The 18,520-nt window shown below is 47.6% G+C and carries 16 protein-coding genes; 15 read left to right on the plus strand and 1 reads right to left on the minus strand.

Annotated features, from left to right (window positions below):
• The 13 genes from V7723_RS11535 to lpxC all read left to right on the plus strand — a co-directional run.
• Nucleotides 1–1,500: UDP-N-acetylmuramoyl-L-alanyl-D-glutamate--2,6-diaminopimelate ligase (locus V7723_RS11535; protein WP_335684622.1), on the plus strand; the 1,500-nt coding region annotated here is incomplete at its 5' end.
• Nucleotides 1,490–2,926 (plus strand): UDP-N-acetylmuramoylalanyl-D-glutamyl-2,6-diaminopimelate--D-alanyl-D-alanine ligase, encoded by a 1,437-nt coding sequence (locus tag V7723_RS11540; protein WP_335684623.1) that lies wholly within the window; start codon nucleotides 1,490–1,492, stop codon nucleotides 2,924–2,926. The genes V7723_RS11535 and V7723_RS11540, both read left to right, overlap by 11 nt.
• Nucleotides 2,926–4,014 (plus strand): phospho-N-acetylmuramoyl-pentapeptide-transferase, encoded by a 1,089-nt coding sequence (gene mraY / locus V7723_RS11545; RefSeq protein ID WP_335684624.1) that lies wholly within the window; start codon nucleotides 2,926–2,928, stop codon nucleotides 4,012–4,014. The genes V7723_RS11540 and mraY overlap by 1 nt, the downstream gene beginning before the upstream one ends.
• A gap of 4 nt (nucleotides 4,015–4,018) precedes the next feature.
• Nucleotides 4,019–5,401: a UDP-N-acetylmuramoyl-L-alanine--D-glutamate ligase gene (murD, locus tag V7723_RS11550; protein WP_335684625.1), complete on the plus strand. Its 1,383-nt coding sequence runs from the start codon at nucleotides 4,019–4,021 to the stop codon at nucleotides 5,399–5,401.
• On the plus strand, nucleotides 5,398–6,522 hold the full coding sequence (gene ftsW / locus V7723_RS11555; RefSeq protein ID WP_335684626.1) for a putative lipid II flippase FtsW: 1,125 nt from the start codon (nucleotides 5,398–5,400) through the stop codon (nucleotides 6,520–6,522). Before murD ends, ftsW begins: the two co-directional genes overlap by 4 nt.
• A complete protein-coding gene (gene murG, locus V7723_RS11560; protein WP_335684627.1) occupies nucleotides 6,519–7,658 on the plus strand; it encodes an undecaprenyldiphospho-muramoylpentapeptide beta-N-acetylglucosaminyltransferase in 1,140 nt (379 codons plus the stop codon). Before ftsW ends, murG begins: the two co-directional genes overlap by 4 nt.
• Nucleotides 7,655–9,079, plus strand: a complete 1,425-nt coding sequence (murC, locus tag V7723_RS11565) for a UDP-N-acetylmuramate--L-alanine ligase (RefSeq protein ID WP_335684628.1) — start codon at nucleotides 7,655–7,657, stop codon at nucleotides 9,077–9,079. The genes murG and murC overlap by 4 nt, the downstream gene beginning before the upstream one ends.
• On the plus strand, nucleotides 9,076–10,017 hold the full coding sequence (gene murB / locus V7723_RS11570; RefSeq protein ID WP_335684629.1) for a UDP-N-acetylmuramate dehydrogenase: 942 nt from the start codon (nucleotides 9,076–9,078) through the stop codon (nucleotides 10,015–10,017). Before murC ends, murB begins: the two co-directional genes overlap by 4 nt.
• Nucleotides 10,014–10,925 (plus strand): D-alanine--D-alanine ligase, encoded by a 912-nt coding sequence (locus tag V7723_RS11575; protein WP_443024219.1) that lies wholly within the window; start codon nucleotides 10,014–10,016, stop codon nucleotides 10,923–10,925. Before murB ends, V7723_RS11575 begins: the two co-directional genes overlap by 4 nt.
• Complete coding sequence (locus tag V7723_RS11580) at nucleotides 10,913–11,968, plus strand: cell division protein FtsQ/DivIB (RefSeq protein WP_335684631.1); 1,056 nt, start codon at nucleotides 10,913–10,915, stop codon at nucleotides 11,966–11,968. Before V7723_RS11575 ends, V7723_RS11580 begins: the two co-directional genes overlap by 13 nt.
• A 52-nt stretch (nucleotides 11,969–12,020) precedes the next feature.
• Entirely contained in the window at nucleotides 12,021–13,262 is a 1,242-nt protein-coding gene (gene ftsA / locus V7723_RS11585) for a cell division protein FtsA (RefSeq protein ID WP_335684632.1), read from the plus strand.
• Nucleotides 13,263–13,369: 107 nt separating this feature from the next.
• Nucleotides 13,370–15,055, plus strand: a complete 1,686-nt coding sequence (ftsZ, locus tag V7723_RS11590) for a cell division protein FtsZ (protein ID WP_335684633.1) — start codon at nucleotides 13,370–13,372, stop codon at nucleotides 15,053–15,055.
• A gap of 219 nt (nucleotides 15,056–15,274) precedes the next feature.
• Nucleotides 15,275–16,210: a UDP-3-O-acyl-N-acetylglucosamine deacetylase gene (gene lpxC / locus V7723_RS11595; protein WP_335684634.1), complete on the plus strand. Its 936-nt coding sequence runs from the start codon at nucleotides 15,275–15,277 to the stop codon at nucleotides 16,208–16,210.
• A gap of 97 nt (nucleotides 16,211–16,307) precedes the next feature.
• Here lpxC and V7723_RS11600 read toward each other — a convergent pair whose 3' ends face one another.
• Nucleotides 16,308–16,694 (minus strand): helix-turn-helix domain-containing protein, encoded by a 387-nt coding sequence (locus V7723_RS11600; protein ID WP_335684635.1) that lies wholly within the window; start codon nucleotides 16,692–16,694, stop codon nucleotides 16,308–16,310.
• A 381-nt stretch (nucleotides 16,695–17,075) separates the two neighbouring features.
• Here V7723_RS11600 and V7723_RS11605 point away from each other — a divergent pair, with 381 nt between their 5' ends.
• Together V7723_RS11605 and V7723_RS11610 are read left to right on the plus strand one after the other, a co-directional pair.
• Nucleotides 17,076–17,894: an outer membrane protein assembly factor BamD gene (locus V7723_RS11605; RefSeq protein WP_335684636.1), complete on the plus strand. Its 819-nt coding sequence runs from the start codon at nucleotides 17,076–17,078 to the stop codon at nucleotides 17,892–17,894.
• Nucleotides 17,895–17,906: 12 nt separating this feature from the next.
• The coding region (locus tag V7723_RS11610) for an AAA family ATPase (protein WP_335684637.1) at nucleotides 17,907–18,520 on the plus strand (614 nt) is incomplete at its 3' end.

The raw sequence follows: 18,520 nt of genomic DNA on the forward strand, positions 1-18,520 counted from the left end.
GCGCAATGTTTGTTCCGATTAATTCGAAAGGAAAAAAAGTTGCGTCTTTCTGAGCTCATGAAAGGACGAGAAGTTCCTGTTGTTCACGACAAGCATGTCAAAGGATTGACGGCGGACAGTAGAGATGTCCTTCCCGGTTTTCTTTTTGCTGCATTCTCAGGAACGTCTGCAGACGGTCGCAATTATATCGAAGAGGCCACTCAAAAAGGTGCCGTCGCGATTTTGACAGATAATTCATTTGTGCCTGAAGATAGCACCGTTCCCTGCTTCTGCGAGGAAAACCCGCGGCAAATGTTGTCGACACTTGCCGCCCGCTTTTATGGAGCGCAACCGGATACGCTGTGTGCTGTTACGGGGACAAATGGCAAGACATCCGTCGCTTTTTTTGTGCGGGCGATTTGGCAAGCCATGGGATTGGAGGCCGCGAGTGTGGGAACTCTCGGCGTTGTTACCTCCGACGCGACGACAAAATTAAACTACACCACGCCAGAACCCGTGCTTCTTCACAAATCTCTTACCTATCTAGTCGGTCACGGTGTTACTCATGCCGTTCTGGAAGCTTCCAGCCATGGGCTGGATCAATATCGACTGGACGGAACGAAGTTAAAGTCAGCGGGCTTTACTAACCTTACTCGCGATCATTTAGACTATCATATTTCTTCGGAAGATTATTTGCAGGCAAAACTAGGCTTGATTTCTCGTGTGCTTGCGCCTGAGGGTACGGCTGTTCTCAACGCAGATTCAGAAGTCTTTCCTGCATTTTCGCGAGCAGCCAAAGATAGATCACTGAAGTCTTTATCCTATGGACGTTCTGGCGAGCATATTCGATTGCTTGACATAAAGCCAATCCAATCTGGCCAACGTGTAAAAATTGAAATCATGGGGAGTCAGTATGATATCGAATTGCCTGTAACCGGGGAATTTCAGACAATGAATACACTTTGCGCGCTCGGTCTCGTTATCGGCGCCGGCGGAGATCCGGTTGCTGCTGCTCGTGCATTGCCGAAATTAACGAATGTTCCAGGCCGGTTGGAGTTGGTTTCTATATTACGAAATAATGCAGCGGTTTATGTGGATTATGCTCACTCGCCAGATGCGCTGGAGACTGTATTGGAAGCGGTCCGTGTGCATGCCAAAGGTAAAATACATGTAGTCTTTGGATGTGGTGGCGATCGTGACAAGGGAAAGCGCCCAGAAATGGGTCGGATTGCTGATCTTTTTGCAGACCAAGTAATTATTACAGATGACAATCCCCGAAATGAGGATCCATCTCAAATTCGTGCAGAAATCATTGTTGCTTGCCCACAGGCAAGAAATATTCCTGATCGGTTTGATGCTATTGAGCAGGCAATCGATGGTCTTAATACAGATGATTTACTCGTAATTGCCGGCAAGGGCCATGAGGAAGGTCAAGTCATTGGAACGGATTCCATTCCATTTAATGACAAAAAAGTTGCGCAAGAAATTGTCCAGAAGAGAGGAGGCAAAAATGTCTCATGAAGTTTTATGGACGGGCGCAGAGATTGCCGAAGCCGTATCAGGAAAAGTGAAAAACCAAGACTGGGAAGCGAGCGGTGTTTCGATTGATAGCAGGTCACTCCTACCCGGGGATTTATTTGTCGCGATAATCGGGCCCTACCATGATGGCCATGAATTTGCGTCAGCCGCCCTGGCAAATGGTGCCGCGGCCGTTCTCGTAAGCGAAGTGCCAGAGAATATTGCTGATAATGGTAATGTAATTGTCGTAGAAGATACCCTTAAGGCCTTGGAAATGCTGGGCGCGGCTGCCCGTGAACGTGCCAACACCAAAATTGTGGCGGTTACGGGAAGCGTGGGTAAAACGGGAACGAAGGAATCGTTGTTACACATCCTATCGCTACAGGGAAAGACCCATGCCAGCGTTGGAAGTTTCAACAACCATTGGGGCGTTCCGCTATCTTTGTCCCGGATGCCCAGAGATACAGAATATGCAATTTTCGAACTTGGAATGAACCATCCGGGCGAACTTGGCCCTTTGTCGCGGATGGTAAAGCCCCATGTGGCTCTCATTACGACAATTGAAGCAGTGCATCTCGAGTTTTTTGCGGACGTAGAGGCAATCGCGAGAGCAAAAGCGGAAATCTTTGAAGGTTTGACGCCGAGCGGATCCGTTATTTTAAATGGTGATAATATTTATGGTGGATTGTTAAAAAGTATCGCTGCAAACGCAGGAATTACCCGCATTTTAACCTTTGGAGAGAAAAGCGAAGCAGATGTAAAGTTGACCGATTTCACCTTGTACTCGGATTACAGTGATGTTGCGGTTAAGATCGCTTCCCATGACGTTTTCTTTAAGCTGGGTGTCCCGGGGCGTCACTGGATAAGCAATATTTTGGGCGTACTCGGTGCGGTCAGTGAGCTGGGCGCAGATATTGAGGAGGCAACTGCTTGTTTAGATGAGCTGAAATCTCCGAAAGGTCGAGGTGCGCGCCATATGGTTCCCTGTACTGGCGGGAGCTATATGGTGATTGACGATAGCTACAATGCTAGCCCGGCTTCGATGCGTGCCTCCCTTGAAGTATTGAGTAATCTGTATCCCGATGGTAAGGGGCGGCGGATTGCAGTTCTCGGCGACATGCTGGAGCTTGGTGAAAAGTCGGGCGACATACATCGTAGCCTCAAAGAGGACATTTGCGCCGCCAAAGTAGATCTCCTATTTGCTTGTGGTTCGAATATGGCGCAACTGGAAAAGGCGATGCCGTCGACGATTGCGACCGTTCACCAAGCTAATTCGGAACTTTTGGTTAAGCATTTACTGGATGCTGCTGGACCCGGCGATATCGTCTTAATCAAAGGATCATTGGGAAGTAAAATGCGTATTCCATTGGAAGCGCTGTTGGCACGCAGGTCAGTGGACGCGGTTCCGTCGAAGGAAGATGAAATCTAATGCTTTATAATTTTCTTTTTCCACTCGCTGACGACTTCGCAATATTCAATCTTTTCCGGTACCTGACTTTTCGGACTGGCGGCGCCATCATGACGGCGCTACTCATCAGTTTCATTTTAGGACCAAGCGTCATTCGGTGGCTCAAAAGCAAGCAACATCGTGGACAACCCATTCGCGACGACGGACCGCAAACACACATAGTGACGAAACAAGGGACGCCGACAATGGGCGGATTTCTGATCCTCATTGCCCTTACAATTGGGACATTGTTGTGGGCAGACCTGTCAAATATTTATGTGTGGATCGTTTTACTTGTTACGCTCGGTTTTGGGGCGATTGGGTTTGCGGACGATTACTTAAAGGTTAGCCGGCATAATACTGTGGGCGTGCCAGGAAAACTGAAACTAATCCTGGAAATTGCGATCGCTGGCATTGCCGGATACTTTATTATGAAAGTTTCCAATCCCGATATTGCGTCTGTTCTCACTATACCGTTCCTAAAAAATGCTTTGCTCGACCTAGGTTGGTTTTATTTGCCTTTCGCAATTATTGTCACTGTGGGCGCCGGCAATGCAGTCAATCTTACGGATGGACTGGATGGTTTGGCAATTGTACCGGTAATGATTGCGGCGGCATCTTTCGGCCTAATTACATATCTCGTCGGCAATGCCGTCTTCTCTGGCTATCTACAAATTCAGCATGTCCCTGGTACCGGCGAACTAACGGTTTTTTGTGGCGCTCTTATTGGCGCTAGCCTTGGCTTTCTTTGGTTTAATGCACCGCCTGCTATGGTGTTTATGGGCGATACAGGATCTTTGGCGATGGGTGGAGCGCTTGGTAGCATTAGCCTCGTTACCAGGCATGAAATTGTTCTGGCAATAATTGGTGGACTGTTTGTTCTCGAGACTGTCTCGGTTATCGTTCAGGTCGCTTCCTTTAAATTGACGGGCAAGCGCGTCTTCAGAATGGCCCCCTTGCATCATCACTACGAACAAAAGGGCTGGGCGGAGCCCACTATCGTTATCCGGTTTTGGATTATTGCCGTCATACTCGCTCTTATCGGCCTTGCGTCCCTAAAGTTGAGGTAAGGAAATGATGGAAAGCTTTGCCTTTGAACATAAATACATCGCTGTTTTCGGCCTTGGAAAAAGTGGTCTGGCGACGGCTGAACGCTTAAGTGCTGGCAATGCCCACGTATTCGTTTGGGATGATAATCAAAGCCGACGGGATCTGGCGTCCTCAAAGGGCTTGGAATTAATGGACCTTATTTCGGAAGCTTGGCCTGTCACGGACGCTCTGATTTTAAGCCCGGGCGTCCCATTAACCCATCCAACTCCCCATCCAGTAGTCAGTATAGCATTGAATGCGGGCGCGGAAATTGTCGGTGACATCGAAGTTTTTTTAAAAGAAAAACAAGCGGGCAGGGTTGTTGGTGTCACTGGCACAAATGGTAAGTCGACGACCTCGGCATTGATTGATCATTTGCTGTCCTCAGCAGGCCGTGCCGTTGCACTGGGCGGAAATATAGGTACGCCTGTTATGGATTTGCCCCAGTTGCCGAATGATGGCATTTATGTCCTGGAATTGTCGTCATATCAGCTAGATCTGACACCGTCCTGGAAAGCAGATATCGCGATATTGCTCAATATTACGCCAGATCATTTAGACCGTCATGGCGACATGGCTGGCTATGCCGCAGTTAAATGCAGGATTTTTCAAAATCAGTCAGAAGCTGGGGTAGCGATTGTAGATGCTGATGATCTTATTTGTGCGGCAATAAATTCCGAGTTAAAGCAGCATAGTAAAGCAAAAATAGTTCCCATTTCGGTTAAACGCCCCGTCGAAGGCGGCGTGTATGTAATTGACGGCCTCCTCAGTGACCTATCAATAGGCGATCAATCTTGGACAATTGATATTTCCGATATAGCGTCTCTACGAGGTCGTCACAATTGGCAGAACGCAGCGGCCGCAGTTGCGGCGGTCAGTCATCTGGGGTTAACGCCAGATCAAATCGAGGTTGGATTACGATCGTTTGGTGGCCTCGCACATCGAATGGAAAATGTTGGATCACTAGATCAAGTTACGTTTGTTAATGATTCCAAAGCTACGAACGCCGAGGCCGCTGAGAAAGCGCTGACAAGTTTCAATGATATTTTTTGGATTGCTGGAGGTCGTCAAAAAGTCGGTGGCATTAAACAGTTGTCACCACATTTCGATCGTATCCGGGAGGCCTTTTTGATTGGGGAGGCGGCCGAAAGCTTTGCAACGGAATTGGACGGAAAAGTAGGTTATTCAATTTGCAAAGATCTGGATGAGGCGACAAAGGCTGCAGCGCACGCGGCGCGAAATCTGCCATCAGAGTCTATTGTCCTTCTCTCTCCGGCTGCGGCAAGTTTTGATCAATTTGATAGTTTTGAAGCCCGGGGTGATGCCTTCAGAAATGTCGTGAACGATTTGATAAAGGGGGATAAATGACAACCTTTACACGCCTGGATCGCTCGATTGTTAGTAGCTGGTGGTGGACGGTTGATCGCTGGACATTGATCGCAGTCGGATTGCTTGTTGCCCTTGGAGGGGTAATGGTTCTTGCGGCAAGCCCAGCGATTGCAGCACGGCTTGGATTGGATAACTTCCATTTTGTCAGACGACAATTTATGTATCTGCCCATGGCCGCAATTATAATTTTTTCGATTTCGCTTATGTCCCCATTGTGGGTGAGGCGGTTGGCAGTCGTAATGTTTGGATTTTTTTCCATCCTGACTATTGCGACGTTATTGATCGGCCCGGAGGTTAAAGGCGCCCATCGCTGGCTACAGTTCGGAAGTTTTACGTTACAACCAACTGAATTTCTAAAGCCGTCTTTTGCCGTGGTTGCCGCCTGGATGTTTTCAGAACAGCGAAAAAGCGACGAGATTCCAGGTAATTTGATTTCAATGGCGCTCTTTGCCTTTGTCATTGGACTGCTTCTCATGCAGCCGGATGTTGGAATGACCCTGGTAATATCAGCGGTTTGGTTTGCTCAGTTCTTTCTGGCCGGGCTGCCAATTTTCTGGGTTGTGCTCTTCGTTGTCTTTGGAATTGTGAGCGCCGCTGCGGCATACAGTCTTTTCCCACATGTGGCCAGTCGCGTGGACAGGTTCATGGACCCATCGGGCGGAGGAAATTATCAGATTGAACGGGCGATGGAAGCTTTTCAAACTGGTGGTTTTTTTGGTGTTGGGCCAGGTGATGGTTCTGTAAAGACACAGCTTCCAGACGCCCATACTGATTTCATATTTGCCGTTCTAGGCGAAGAGTTTGGTGTCATCATTTGCTTACTGGTTGTTGCCTTATTTGCTCTGATTGTTCTGCGTGGTTTCAGTAGATTGTTAGAAGAAAAGAACTTTTTCGTCGTTCTCGCTGCAGCTGGATTGCTCACCCAATTCGGGCTTCAAGCGATTATTAATATTGGCGTGAATTTGAGATTGATGCCGACGAAAGGCATGACACTTCCCTTTATTTCGTATGGCGGCTCCTCAATGTTCGCGCTGGCAATTATGATGGGAATGCTGCTTGCGTTAAGTCGGCGTCGCGTCGGTACTGGGGAACTTAAATGAGCGAGGACGCTAAAAATGTTGTTCTGGCCAGCGGCGGCACCGGGGGCCATATTTTTCCGGCCCGCGCTCTAGCTGAAGAGCTTAATGTAAGAGGCTATAATGTTGTTCTGATGACAGACGGCCGCGGTGAAAAATATGATGAACTCTTCCCCAATGTGACAGTTATTGTTGTAAAATCTGGCTCCCCTTCCGTGCGAGGAATAATTAGTAAAATCAAAGCTGTCCTTGCAATTACTGTGGGTATTTTTCAATCCCGTAAAGCCATGCGACTAATAAAGCCGTTGGCTGTTGTTGGTTTTGGCGGATATCCTTCGATGCCACCAGCGGCAGCTGCTGCCAGTATGGGCATTCCGTTAATTTTGCATGAGCAAAATGCCGTCCTTGGGCGTGTGAATAAACTGCTGTCTGGCTTTGCAAGACAGATTGCCACGTCATTTGATCATACTGAAAGCCCGGACGAAGAGATCACTGCAAAAATGGTCTATACGGGAAATCCAGTTCGCCGAGCAGTACTGCCCTTATTTGGGAAAAAATATATTAGCCCGACAGGCGATTGTCCGATCCGAATTCTTGTTTTAGGCGGCAGTCAGGGCGCCACAATACTGTCGGAGATTGTGCCCGTAGTACTCACTTCCTTACCCGAAGATCTCCAGTCCCGTCTACATGTTTCCCAGCAATGCCGAAAAGAAGACCTTGAACAGGTTGCAAGTCAATACAAGGGTTCTCTAGTTACCGTCTCTCTTTCAGAGTTCTTTAGCGATGTCGCGACGTTATTAGACGAATGTCATCTTGCAATTACTCGATCTGGCGCGTCGACCCTTTCGGAAATAACAGTCGCTGGAAAACCGTCATTGCTAGTGCCTTACAAGCATGCGATGGACGATCATCAGAGAAAAAATGCTGAGAATGCTGTTGCCCGCGGTGCCGCGAGAGTCATCTTGCAGGACAATTTTACGAAGGAAGAAGTCGAACGGCAGTTGGTTTTTTTGCTTCGACATCCTGATTGCTTGACTGTAATGGCGGGTGCCGCGTCAAGTTTGGGTGAAATACATGCTGCCGAAAAACTTGCAGATCTTATCGACCGATTTACATCACTGAAAAACAATCAAGAAAAAAATGGAAAGGTCGCGGCATGAGATCGCTTCCCCTAGATATGGGCCTGGTTCATTTCGTCGGCATTGGCGGAATAGGAATGAGTGGAATTGCAGAAGTCATGCAAAGCCTCGGTTATATGGTTCAAGGATCTGATTTATCGGAGAATGCGAACGTAGATCGTCTGAGAGGCTTAGGTATCGATGTCAAAATTGGCCATGATGCGGCTAATCTCGGAGATGCCCGTGTTGTCGTTGTGTCTTCAGCTGTCAAATCGGATAATCCGGAAGTACGTGGTGCGCGCGCTAATTTGGTGCCGGTGGTTAGGCGCGCTGAAATGCTCGCTGAATTGATGCGGTTGAAATGGGCAATTGCTGTCGGCGGAACCCATGGAAAAACAACAACAACGTCCATACTCGCCAGCTTGCTAGACGCCGCCAATATGGAACCGACGGTCATTAATGGGGGTATCATTAATGCGTATGGCACCAATGCACGTCTTGGGAAAGGCGATTGGATGGTCGTGGAGGCTGATGAGTCTGACGGTAGTTTTATTAAATTACCGGCGACAATTGCGGTGGTGACAAATATTGACCCTGAGCATCTTGATTTTTATGGCGACTTTGACGGTGTCCGTGATGCGTTTCAAACTTTCGTGCAGAATATTCCGTTTTACGGGTTTGCCGCTGTTTGCATTGATCATCCAGAGGTTCAGGCTTTAATCGGACGCATTTCCGACCGGAGGCTTGTTTCGTACGGATCCTCGCCGCAAGCAGACTATCGTGCGGTTGACGTACGTTTTGATGCAGGGCGGTCCCTTTTCAACGTCGCAGTGAGCAACCGTGCTGACAATGAAACGAGGGTGATGAAGGGGTTTGAGTTGCCCATGCCAGGTGCCCATAATGTTCAAAATGCTCTGGCCGCGATTGCGGTCGGTAGCGAAATGGGGTTCGAGGAAATTGAGCTTAAAAAGGGACTTCGCGAATTCAGTGGAGTTAAACGGCGTTTTACGAAAACCGGAGAGGTTTCGGGCGTGACTATTATTGATGATTATGGACATCATCCTGTGGAAATCACATCTGTTTTATCCGCGGCGCGCGAGGCTTATGACGAAAAAGTTGTCGCAGTTGTCCAACCTCATAGATATTCTCGGCTAAATGATCTTTTCGAAGAGTTTTGTACCTGCTTCAACGATGCGGATGTAGTGATTGTCGCAGATATTTTTGCTGCAGGAGAGGCGCCCATAGAAGGAATGGATCAACAACATTATGTCGATGGCCTTCGAGAGCGTGGACACAAGAATGTTATTCGCTTGACTCACCCCGATAAATTGGCGGGGCTGATATGGGAAAATGCGGAACAAGGCGACGTCGTCGTTTGTTTGGGTGCTGGCTCCATTTCAGCATGGGCAAATGCCCTGCCTGCGCAACTTGAAGCTTTGCGGGAGAAGGAAGGGGAAGAATGAACGATATGGCCCCGATCCTAAATGATTATCGAGATAAATTGCCTGAAGTACGTGGTCGTTTGCGTGAAAACGTTCGTCTGGATAAAGTGACCTGGTTTCAAGTGGGTGGCCCCGCTGATTTTGTTTTCAAGCCAGAGGATGAAGCTGATCTTTCCGAGTTTTTAACAAATCTTCCGTTTGATGTGCCGATATTCGCGCTCGGAGTAGGGTCAAATTTGCTAATCCGTGATAGTGGTATTCGTGGCGTGGTTCTGCGCTTAGGACGGCATTTCGCTAAAATGAAAACCGAAGGGACCGATCTTGTCGTTGGTGCTGGGGCACTCGATGGAAATGTCGCGCGCTTCGCCGCAGATGCGGCTCTGGAGGGTGCAGAATTTCTGAGTGGTATCCCAGGCAGTATTGGTGGTGCGCTTCGAATGAACGCGGGTGCATACGGGACTGACATGTCAGAGATCCTTGTTTCGGCCGTGGCCTATGATAGGCAAGGAATGCGGCATGTTTTAACGCCTGAGGATATGGGGTTTGCATACCGTCACTGCAAAATTCCTGCAGATTGGGTTTTCACACAGGCAACTTTACGACTGTCTGCTGGTTCAACCGAGGAAATATTGGCGAGAATGGCCGATATCTCTCGCAACAGAGAAGAAAGCCAACCCATAAGGAGCAGGACCGGCGGGTCAACGTTTGCAAATCCGCCTGGGAAAAAAGCTTGGGAACTTATCGAAAGTGTAGGCGGGCGAGGGTTGCAAATTGGGGATGCAAAAATATCGGACAAACATTGCAATTTTATCATCAATACCGGCACGGCCAGTGCTGCTGATCTTGAAGCTGTAGGCGAGGAAGTTCGCCGCAGGGTTTTTGAAACACACGATATCCTCCTTCGCTGGGAAATTGTCCGGCTTGGCGACGTTGAAATGCATTTGGGGGAGACAGAATAATGACGCATGTGGCTGTCTTAATGGGAGGTTGGTCTGCAGAGCGTGAAGTTTCTCTGACTAGTGGACTTGCTTGCGCGGAAGCGCTGAAATCTTGCGGTTTTAATGTGACGCTAATCGATGTCGGACGCGACGTCGCTGAAACGTTAGCGCTGACAAAACCAGATGTATGTTTTAACGCTTTGCATGGTCGGTATGGCGAAGACGGCTATATACAAGGACTCCTTGAAATTATGGGAATCGCCTATACCCATTCCGGTGTACTGGCATCCGCAATGGCAATGAATAAGCCTGTTGCCAAGGAATTGTTCGTTGCGGCAGGAATTAAATGCGCAGACGGAAAAATTTTTACGCGTCAGGAAATATTTGACGGCGCAACCTACCCGAAACCATTTGTCATTAAGCCTTTCAACGAAGGCTCGAGCGTTGGTGTTAGCATCTTCTTGGAAGGTGATAACATGAATCTCAGCGAACTTCCCTGGACCTTTGGGGATAAAGTGCTGATAGAAACCTACATTCCAGGACGTGAAATTCATGTCGCAGTCATGGGCGATTCAGCACTTGGGGCTGTCGAAATTAAGCCGCTAGGTCGGTTCTATGACTATGAAGCCAAGTATACTTCTGGAAAGGCCGAACATTTAATGCCGGCACCGCTGTCAAATGATGAGTATGCGGAAGCTTTGGATTTAGCATTGCGGGCACATCAGATTCTTGGCTGCCGAGGCGTGAGCCGAAGCGATTTCCGGTTGGAGGAAAATGCGGATGGATCGTCTACATTTTATATTCTGGAAACAAATACACAACCCGGCATGACTTCGCTTAGTCTAGTGCCGGAAATAGCAGGTTATTGCGGAATCAGTTTTGAAGAATTGGTCCGATGGATGGTGGAGGATGCGTCATGCGACCGTTGACAGTTGATAAAAGTGACAGGTTGGGTACTCAAAATTCGAAAAGAAAAACGGCGAAGAAATCTACGACCGGAAAGCGCCTTTCGGCGTCGAAACGGCAAATTAGCAAGCGTTCGAGAAAGCCAAAGATTGAACTACGTCTGGGTATCGGATCTTTTTGGTTCGCTGCGAAAACTTTTTTCGGAGCCGCAGCAAAAACCGCGCACAAGCTGATGCAAAGAAAATCTAAAGGCGCGGCTTCACGTCGCAAACCTGCGCCGGTATGGCGAAAGCCTGCAATTATTTGCGGATGTACAATAATTGGTGCAGTTGCTATCGCAAGTTTGAGTAATTTCCTATCCGAGAGAGATATCGTTCAGGCGAGTTCTGAGTGGATTGACGAGCAGCAATTTGCGTTGGCGAGTGCCTTCGGTTTAACAGTCCAGGAAATAAGCGTTGTTGGCAGAGATAAAACGTCACCTAATGATCTACTAAAAGCTCTGGATATTGCCCGGGGGGACAGCATACTAGATATTGATCCCGAACTTGCGCGCGAACGAATTGAAACATTGGGGTGGATCGAATCGGCATCCGTAATGCGTCGATATCCGGATGAGATTTATATCAAAATTGAAGAGCGCCGTCCGTTTGCCAGATGGCAGATTGATGGGAATACCGGCTTAATAGATCGTAATGGCGCAGTCGTAACCTCAAATGACACACCGGAGTTCAGATACCTTCCAAAGGTTGTTGGTTCTGGAGCGAATGAGCATGCGGCCGAGCTGTTTGATATGCTCGCGCAAAACCCTGCTCTTTTCACGCGGTTGCGCAATGCGGTTCGGGTACGGGATCGTCGTTGGAACTTAGAGTTTGATAATGATGTTTCCGTTTTATTGCCTGAAGAAAATGCGCGTCAAGCATGGAAACAACTTGCGGCGATGCAGGACGAAAAGAAACTGCTCGACAAAGGGCTTATCGCGATAGATTTAAGGGCAGCAGATCGTATGTATGTAAGGCTTAAGTCCGATGCGGCGGCTTCGCGCCGCGCTGATGGTGAAAAAACGTAATGGATTATTTCACAATGCTTTTTGACAACAATAAGAGACTGGCAAAAAAATAATGGCAACAGGACGTAATGGGCCGTTAGCCGCTCTTGATGTCGGATCAACAAAAGTCTGCTGTTTCGTCGCAGTCGAGGAGGCAGGACGTCTTCGGGTGACCGGTATCGGGCATCAGGTTTCCAGGGGTTTACGCGCCGGTGGAATTACAAATATGGAAATGGCAGAAGAAGCAATTCGTTCTGCCGTGGATGCTGCTGAACGGATGGCAGGAGAGACAATACGAGAAGTCTACTTGGGCGTATCCGCTGGAAAACCCGCGTCTCAAACTGTCGACATGGAGATGTCCTTAGGCGGGCAGGAAATTGGCGAGAAGGACCTTCAGCGAACCTTGAAGGAAGCTCGTGCAAGTTACCAACCAGAAGGTCGGACAGTTATTCATGCACTTCCTGTTGGTTACTCAGTCGATGGCAATCGAGGAATTCGGGATCCTCGCGGCATGTATGGTGAGAATTTAGGTATTAGCATGCATATGGTGTCGTTGCAGAACAGCCATATGCGAAATATTGCTAATTGTGTTGAACGCTGTCATCTAGGTGTCGCTCATATGGTTGTCGCGCCCTATGCGTCTGGACTTTCTTGTCTGGTGGAAGACGAAATGGATCTTGGGGTTACCGTCATTGACATGGGCGGTGGGTCGACGTCATTAGCGGTGTTTTATGATGGAGAAATGGTCTTCAATGAGGTTGTTCCGGTCGGAGGTGGGCATGTAAGCAATGATATTGCGCGAGGCCTCTCGACAACGCTCGCAAATGCGGAACGCATGAAAACACTCTACGGAAATGCTCTCTCCAGTCCTGCTGACGAAAAAGAAATTATTGATGTTCCTCTAATTGGGGAAAGTGACCATGAGATTGCCAATCATGTTCCCAGATCCATGCTCGTCGGTATTATAAAGCCGCGTGTGGAGGAGATACTTGAGCTTGTGAACGATCGTCTTCAAGCTTCTGGTTTTAACAAGGTTGCAGGACGCCGTGCCGTACTTTGTGGCGGTGCTGCTCAGCTTGCTGGCGTGCAGGAATTGGCAGCCCGTATTCTGGATAAGCAGGTGCGAATGGGTAAACCTATCCGTGTTAAAGGATTGGCTGATGCGACTGATGGTCCAGCTTTCACAACGGCGGCAGGTTTGCTGTCATTTGCCGTTCGTGAACGGTTCGATGACAATGTAAAGATGTCAGTGGTTGAAAAGCAGCCCAAAAGTCGACTTTTAAAGGTTGGAAATTGGTTTAAAGAGAATTTTTGAGTAAAAAAATGCATAAAAAACGTCAATATGTAAGAAGTAGGGTTCCATTAACCACAATATTTGGTATTAATTAGCAGTTAGCATGCGTAACAATGGAGGATAGTACTGTGAGCATCAATTTGTCAGTCCCGGATCAAACAGAACTCAAGCCAAAGATACTGGTATTAGGTATCGGAGGGGCCGGCGGTAACGCGGTTAATAATATGATCAGTTCGGAGCTGCAAGGCGTTGAATTCGTTGTAGCGAATACTGATGCGCAGGCACTTAAACAGAACTTGGCGGACCGTCGTATTCAACTTGGAGCTGAGCTTACAGAAGGTTTGGGTGCAGGGTCGAAGCCGCATATCGGCGCCGAAGCCGCAGAAGAAGCGCTCGACGAAATCATCTCGCATCTAAATGGTGTCCATATGTGTTTCATTACAGCTGGCATGGGCGGCGGAACCGGTACAGGCGCAGCACCTGTTGTTGCGCGGGCTGCACGCGAATTAGGTATTCTTACAGTTGGTGTTGTTACACGCCCCTTCCAGTTTGAAGGTAATCATCGTATGAAAATCGCAGATGCGGGTATTGATGAGCTCCACCGCTATGTAGACACCTTGATTATAATTCCAAATCAGAATCTGTTCCGTATCGCCAATGAAAAAACGACATTCGCAGATGCATTCAACATGGCTGATGAAGTTTTGCACTCTGGTGTTCGTGGCGTGACGGATCTTATGGTCATGCCAGGGCTTATCAATCTCGATTTTGCTGACGTAAATACAGTAATGAATGAGATGGGTAAGGCCATGATGGGTACGGGCGAAGCAAGCGGTGAAAATCGTGCCATTGAAGCTGCCGAAGCAGCCATATCCAATCCATTGCTCGATGACGTTTCCATGAAAGGCGCACGTGGTGTGCTGATTAACATCACCGGTGGCATGGATCTAACACTTTATGAGCTTGATGAAGCCGCAAACAGAATTAGAAGTGAAGTGGATCCTGAAGCAAATATTATCGTAGGGTCAACTTTTGACAGCGATATGGAGGGGTCGATGCGAGTGTCAGTCGTTGCGACAGGCATCGATGCACTTGAAATTCAAAAAGCAAACTCTCCAAATGTAACGTCTTTATTGCAAGTGAAAGACGATACCCCACGACCAGCCGGAAATAGATCTGATGAAACCGGTGGGCCTCCCTTGCCAACAGCGGCATCGATTTCAGCTTCGGGTTTTGGTGCGAGTTTGCCAGGTACCAACATATCTGGCCAGCCTGTCGCGCAGGCAGGCGATGGCACAGATACACAACAGCCATTGGAAATGGGTTCGACGCCGTCACTTGATATGAGTGGCAATCTCGCGATTGACTCTGAACGTGATCTACTTTCCGCTATTGACGAGGAAATGGAAGAGAGTGATCAGATCGAAATGCCGTCGGAAGGGAAAGATGCACCATTTCATGCGCCACCTGCAGTAACTGTTGAGAAGCGTCCTGAGGGTCTTGTTAATCCAGATGCATACCAAGCTGTTGCTGACACAGCGGATCCCGCAAAAAAGCGTAAAGGTCCAAGTTTGTTTGAAAGAATGACAGGCGTTGGTCGATCAAAGAAACAAGAATCTAATCAGCAAACGGAGCGATCGGTTCGCCAAGAGCCCACAACCTCGGCCCGCCGGGACGCGGAACCCAAACAGCCGACGGCGGCCCCTGCGGTTGAGCCACGTCAGGAAGCTCTATCTTCGATGAAGATCAGCCAAAAAAATGAAGACGAAGATCTTTTGGATATTCCGGCATTTTTGAGGCGGCAGGCTAACTAACTAAGCGTTATGACGCTAAATGGCTCTCCCGGAAGTAATAGCCGGGAGGGCCATTTTTATGTGCGGGGTTGGATAATTGTGCGTTGCAGTAATTTCGTCAGCGAGCCTGTTGGCCATATTATAAGAAATAATTGGTAACAAAGTGTGATTTGTATATGCGGTGCAGCATTAGTAGATTAACGCTATAGAATTATTACAATTATTCAGAGTTAGTCGAATATGGTTGTTTACCAGAAAACCTTGCGAAATAGCATTAGCTGCACTGGTGTCGGCCTTCATGGCGGATATTTAATCAATATGAAATTGAATCCGGCACCTGTTAATACGGGTATCGTTTTTAAACGGATTGATGTTGCTAATGAAATTTCTGAGATTCCAGCACGGTTTAATACAGTTTCTGATCTTATTATGTGTACGACTGTAGAGAATGAAGCTGGGGTTAAAGTTGCAACCATAGAGCATTTGATGGCGGCACTTTCAGGTTGTGGAATTGATAATGCGGTTGTGGAGCTTGATGCGCCGGAAGTACCTGTAATGGATGGTTCATCTGCACCATTTGTCTTTTTGATAGAATGTGCGGATTCAATCGAGCAGGGCGAAGTTCGCAGATACATAAAAGTTCTCAAGGAAGTTGAAGTGACGGATGGGGGAGCAAAGGCAGTGCTTGCACCCGCTGACAACATTTCTGTTTCATTCGAAATTGATTTCGATAATCCTCGGATTGGAAAGCAAAATTGTAGTTTCAATCTTAGAAATGGCACGTTTAAAAACGAGATTTGCCGGGCTCGGACATTCGGTTTCTTGAGTGAGTTTGAAAAGCTAAAGGAAATGGGTTTGGCAAAGGGTGGTTCTCTTGACAATGCGATTGTTTTGAGTGGCCCAGATATTTTGAATGAAGAAGGTTTACGCTACGATGACGAATTTGTCCGGCATAAGGCCTTGGACGCCGTCGGGGACCTGTACCTTGCTGGGGCTCCTATCGTTGGCCAATTTTATGGCTTTCGGTCTGGGCATGCGCTGAATAATAAATTGCTGCACGCTCTTTTCGCCGATGCTGATGCTTGGCGCTATACGACTGAAGCACCCGTTCGTATTGGAAATGTTGGCGGGGCTCATTGGCCAGCACAACAAGCAGCTGCCCCAATTACAGCTTAAGAACCCTCTATTCCCTCGATTATGCGAGGCGTGTAGTAGATGAAAAAAAAGGCACGAAGTTCTAATTCATGCCTTTTTACTTTTTCTGGACGTAAAATCAAGCTGACTTACGTTTTCTTTCTTTTCCTGCGAGGCTTTTGATCAGTCCACTCACAGCGGATCTGACAGACGGTTCATTAATATCGCCATAATTGCGGACAAGCTCGATAGTAGACCTGTTTTTGCCACCATGCTCCAAAGGAGAAGACTCCGCTAACGGCTCAAGGTTTTCAAAAAAGAAAGCAACGTCTACTTCTAGTCGTTGTCCAATTTCAAAGAGTCTACCGGCGCTTACCCGGTTTGCCCCTGTTTCATATTTCTGCACTTGCTGATACGAAATGTTTAATGCCTGCGCAAGATGTTCTTGCGTCAGGCCCATCATTGTACGTCTTTCGCGAATACGCTCGCCGACATGGTTGTCGACTTTCTTTGCGAGTTTACCCATTTTTGTGGTACCTTTCTCGGACTCTCGATCCTTGTTTTAACAATTAGTCAAGAACTTTGCGATCCGCTTTAGCGCATTAAAAATGCATTCGGAGAAGAAAATAAAACAATCGCATTACCCTTATAGGTAATATAGCACGTTCACGTATGAAAAGAAAATACCTAAAAATTATAAATATGATAAATTATGTTTATTGATATATAAAATTAATTGAAGTTCATTATTTATCGAACAAGGCGTATCGCTAACGATTTTTCGATTTATGTGACATATTTTATGATAAGAAATCCTGAACCATAGCTTTGCAACCGAATAGTGTTGCGTTAAAATGCTGAAGCGCCCTGTGAAGATCTAATCGTGGATTATGAAGGAATTGCGAAGTTGAATTTAGTAAATCAGAAAAGCTTTTTGGCAGTATGCTTGACAATCCTGATGTCATTGGCGGCCTGTAGCTCTGATGAAGCACCTGAATATGTGGAAAGACCCGTGCAGGAACTATATAATCAGGCACTGGCTGCTCTTAACAATGAAAACTACGTTCAGGCGGCTCAAGGTTTTGATGAAGTTGAGCGACAGCATCCCTATTCGGTCTGGTCGACAAAAGCACAGTTAATGTCGTCATTTGCATATTATCAAAGCAATCAATATGATCAGGCCATACTGGCTGCCGAAAGGTTCGTGGAACTTCATCCCGGCAACAAAGATGTGGCGTACGCGTACTACTTAGTTGCGATTTCATACTACGAGCAGATCACAGGTGTAGAACGCGATCAGAAAGTGACTCGCCAAGCACTTGCTGCCCTTCAAAATCTCGTTCGCCGTTTTCCGAATACAGAATACGCACGAGATGCTCGATTGAAGATAGATCTGACCAAAGACCACCTTGCCGGGAAAGAAATGGCGATTGGACGATATTACCAATCACAGGATTATCCGATTGGTGCCATTAACCGGTACCGGATTGTCATCGAACAATATCAGACAACCACCCATGTACCTGAAGCTCTCCATCGTTTAACCGAAGCATATTTGACATTGGGTATTACCGAAGAAGCAAAAACAGCAGCTGCGGTACTAGGTTATAATTTTCCGGGAAGTGAGTGGTATCAGGATTCCTATGCGCTATTGGACGCAAATTATTTGAAGCCAGAAGCAAATGAAGATTCTTGGATTGTTAAAGCCTGGACATCAGTTTTCTGAGCATGATTATAGATGCTTGAAAAGCTTTCCATCCGTAATATTGTTCTTATTGATCAACTGGATCTTTCTTTCGAAAAGGGTCTTTGTGTTCTCACGGGAGAAACGGGGGCCGGCAAATCGATCTTATTGGATAGTTTGGCTTTAGCGTTGGGTGCGCGGGCAGATGCTACGTTGATAAGATCTGGACAAACTAGTGGCTCGGTTAGTGCCGTGTTTAACTTGATGCCCGCCCATCCCGTTTTTTCTCTCCTTGAAGACCTTGAAATCGACCCAGGCGAAGCGCTGGTGCTGCGCCGCAATGTGGGCCAAGATGGGCGGAGCAAGGCGAGTATTAATGATCAGCCGATAAGTGCAAACCTACTCAGAAGAGTTGGCGATGCCGTTGTCGAGATTCACGGACAAAATGCAGAGCGGGGATTGCTGGACGCCAGTGGCCATAGAGGATTGCTAGATCAATATGCTCAGTTGCAGACACAGGGTTTGCGAGTGGCAGAATTGTACGGCAAAATGCAAACTGCAAACGAAAACCTGGCTATTGCGGTCCGTGAAATCGAGAATGCCCGAGTTGATGAAGAATATCTGCAACATGTGGTGCAAGAGCTGGGCGATCTTGGACCAGAAGAAGG

It is taken from the genome of Sneathiella sp. (assembly GCF_036960985.1).
Lineage (GTDB): Bacteria > Pseudomonadota > Alphaproteobacteria > Sneathiellales > Sneathiellaceae > Sneathiella.

What these genes read in the sequence shown, in the direction of transcription:
- V7723_RS11540 (WP_335684623.1), top strand. Translation starts at nt 1,490, where the DNA reads ATGTCTCATGAAGTTTTATGGACGGGCGCAGAGATTGCCGAAGCCGTA.
- mraY (WP_335684624.1), top strand. Translation starts at nt 2,926, where the DNA reads ATGCTTTATAATTTTCTTTTTCCACTCGCTGACGACTTCGCAATATTC.
- murD (WP_335684625.1), top strand. Translation starts at nt 4,019, where the DNA reads ATGATGGAAAGCTTTGCCTTTGAACATAAATACATCGCTGTTTTCGGC.
- ftsW (WP_335684626.1), top strand. Translation starts at nt 5,398, where the DNA reads ATGACAACCTTTACACGCCTGGATCGCTCGATTGTTAGTAGCTGGTGG.
- murG (WP_335684627.1), top strand. Translation starts at nt 6,519, where the DNA reads ATGAGCGAGGACGCTAAAAATGTTGTTCTGGCCAGCGGCGGCACCGGG.
- murC (WP_335684628.1), top strand. Translation starts at nt 7,655, where the DNA reads ATGAGATCGCTTCCCCTAGATATGGGCCTGGTTCATTTCGTCGGCATT.
- murB (WP_335684629.1), top strand. Translation starts at nt 9,076, where the DNA reads ATGAACGATATGGCCCCGATCCTAAATGATTATCGAGATAAATTGCCT.
- V7723_RS11580 (WP_335684631.1), top strand. Translation starts at nt 10,913, where the DNA reads ATGCGACCGTTGACAGTTGATAAAAGTGACAGGTTGGGTACTCAAAAT.
- ftsA (WP_335684632.1), top strand. Translation starts at nt 12,021, where the DNA reads ATGGCAACAGGACGTAATGGGCCGTTAGCCGCTCTTGATGTCGGATCA.
- lpxC (WP_335684634.1), top strand. Translation starts at nt 15,275, where the DNA reads ATGGTTGTTTACCAGAAAACCTTGCGAAATAGCATTAGCTGCACTGGT.
- V7723_RS11600 (WP_335684635.1), bottom strand. Translation starts at nt 16,694, where the DNA reads ATGGGTAAACTCGCAAAGAAAGTCGACAACCATGTCGGCGAGCGTATT.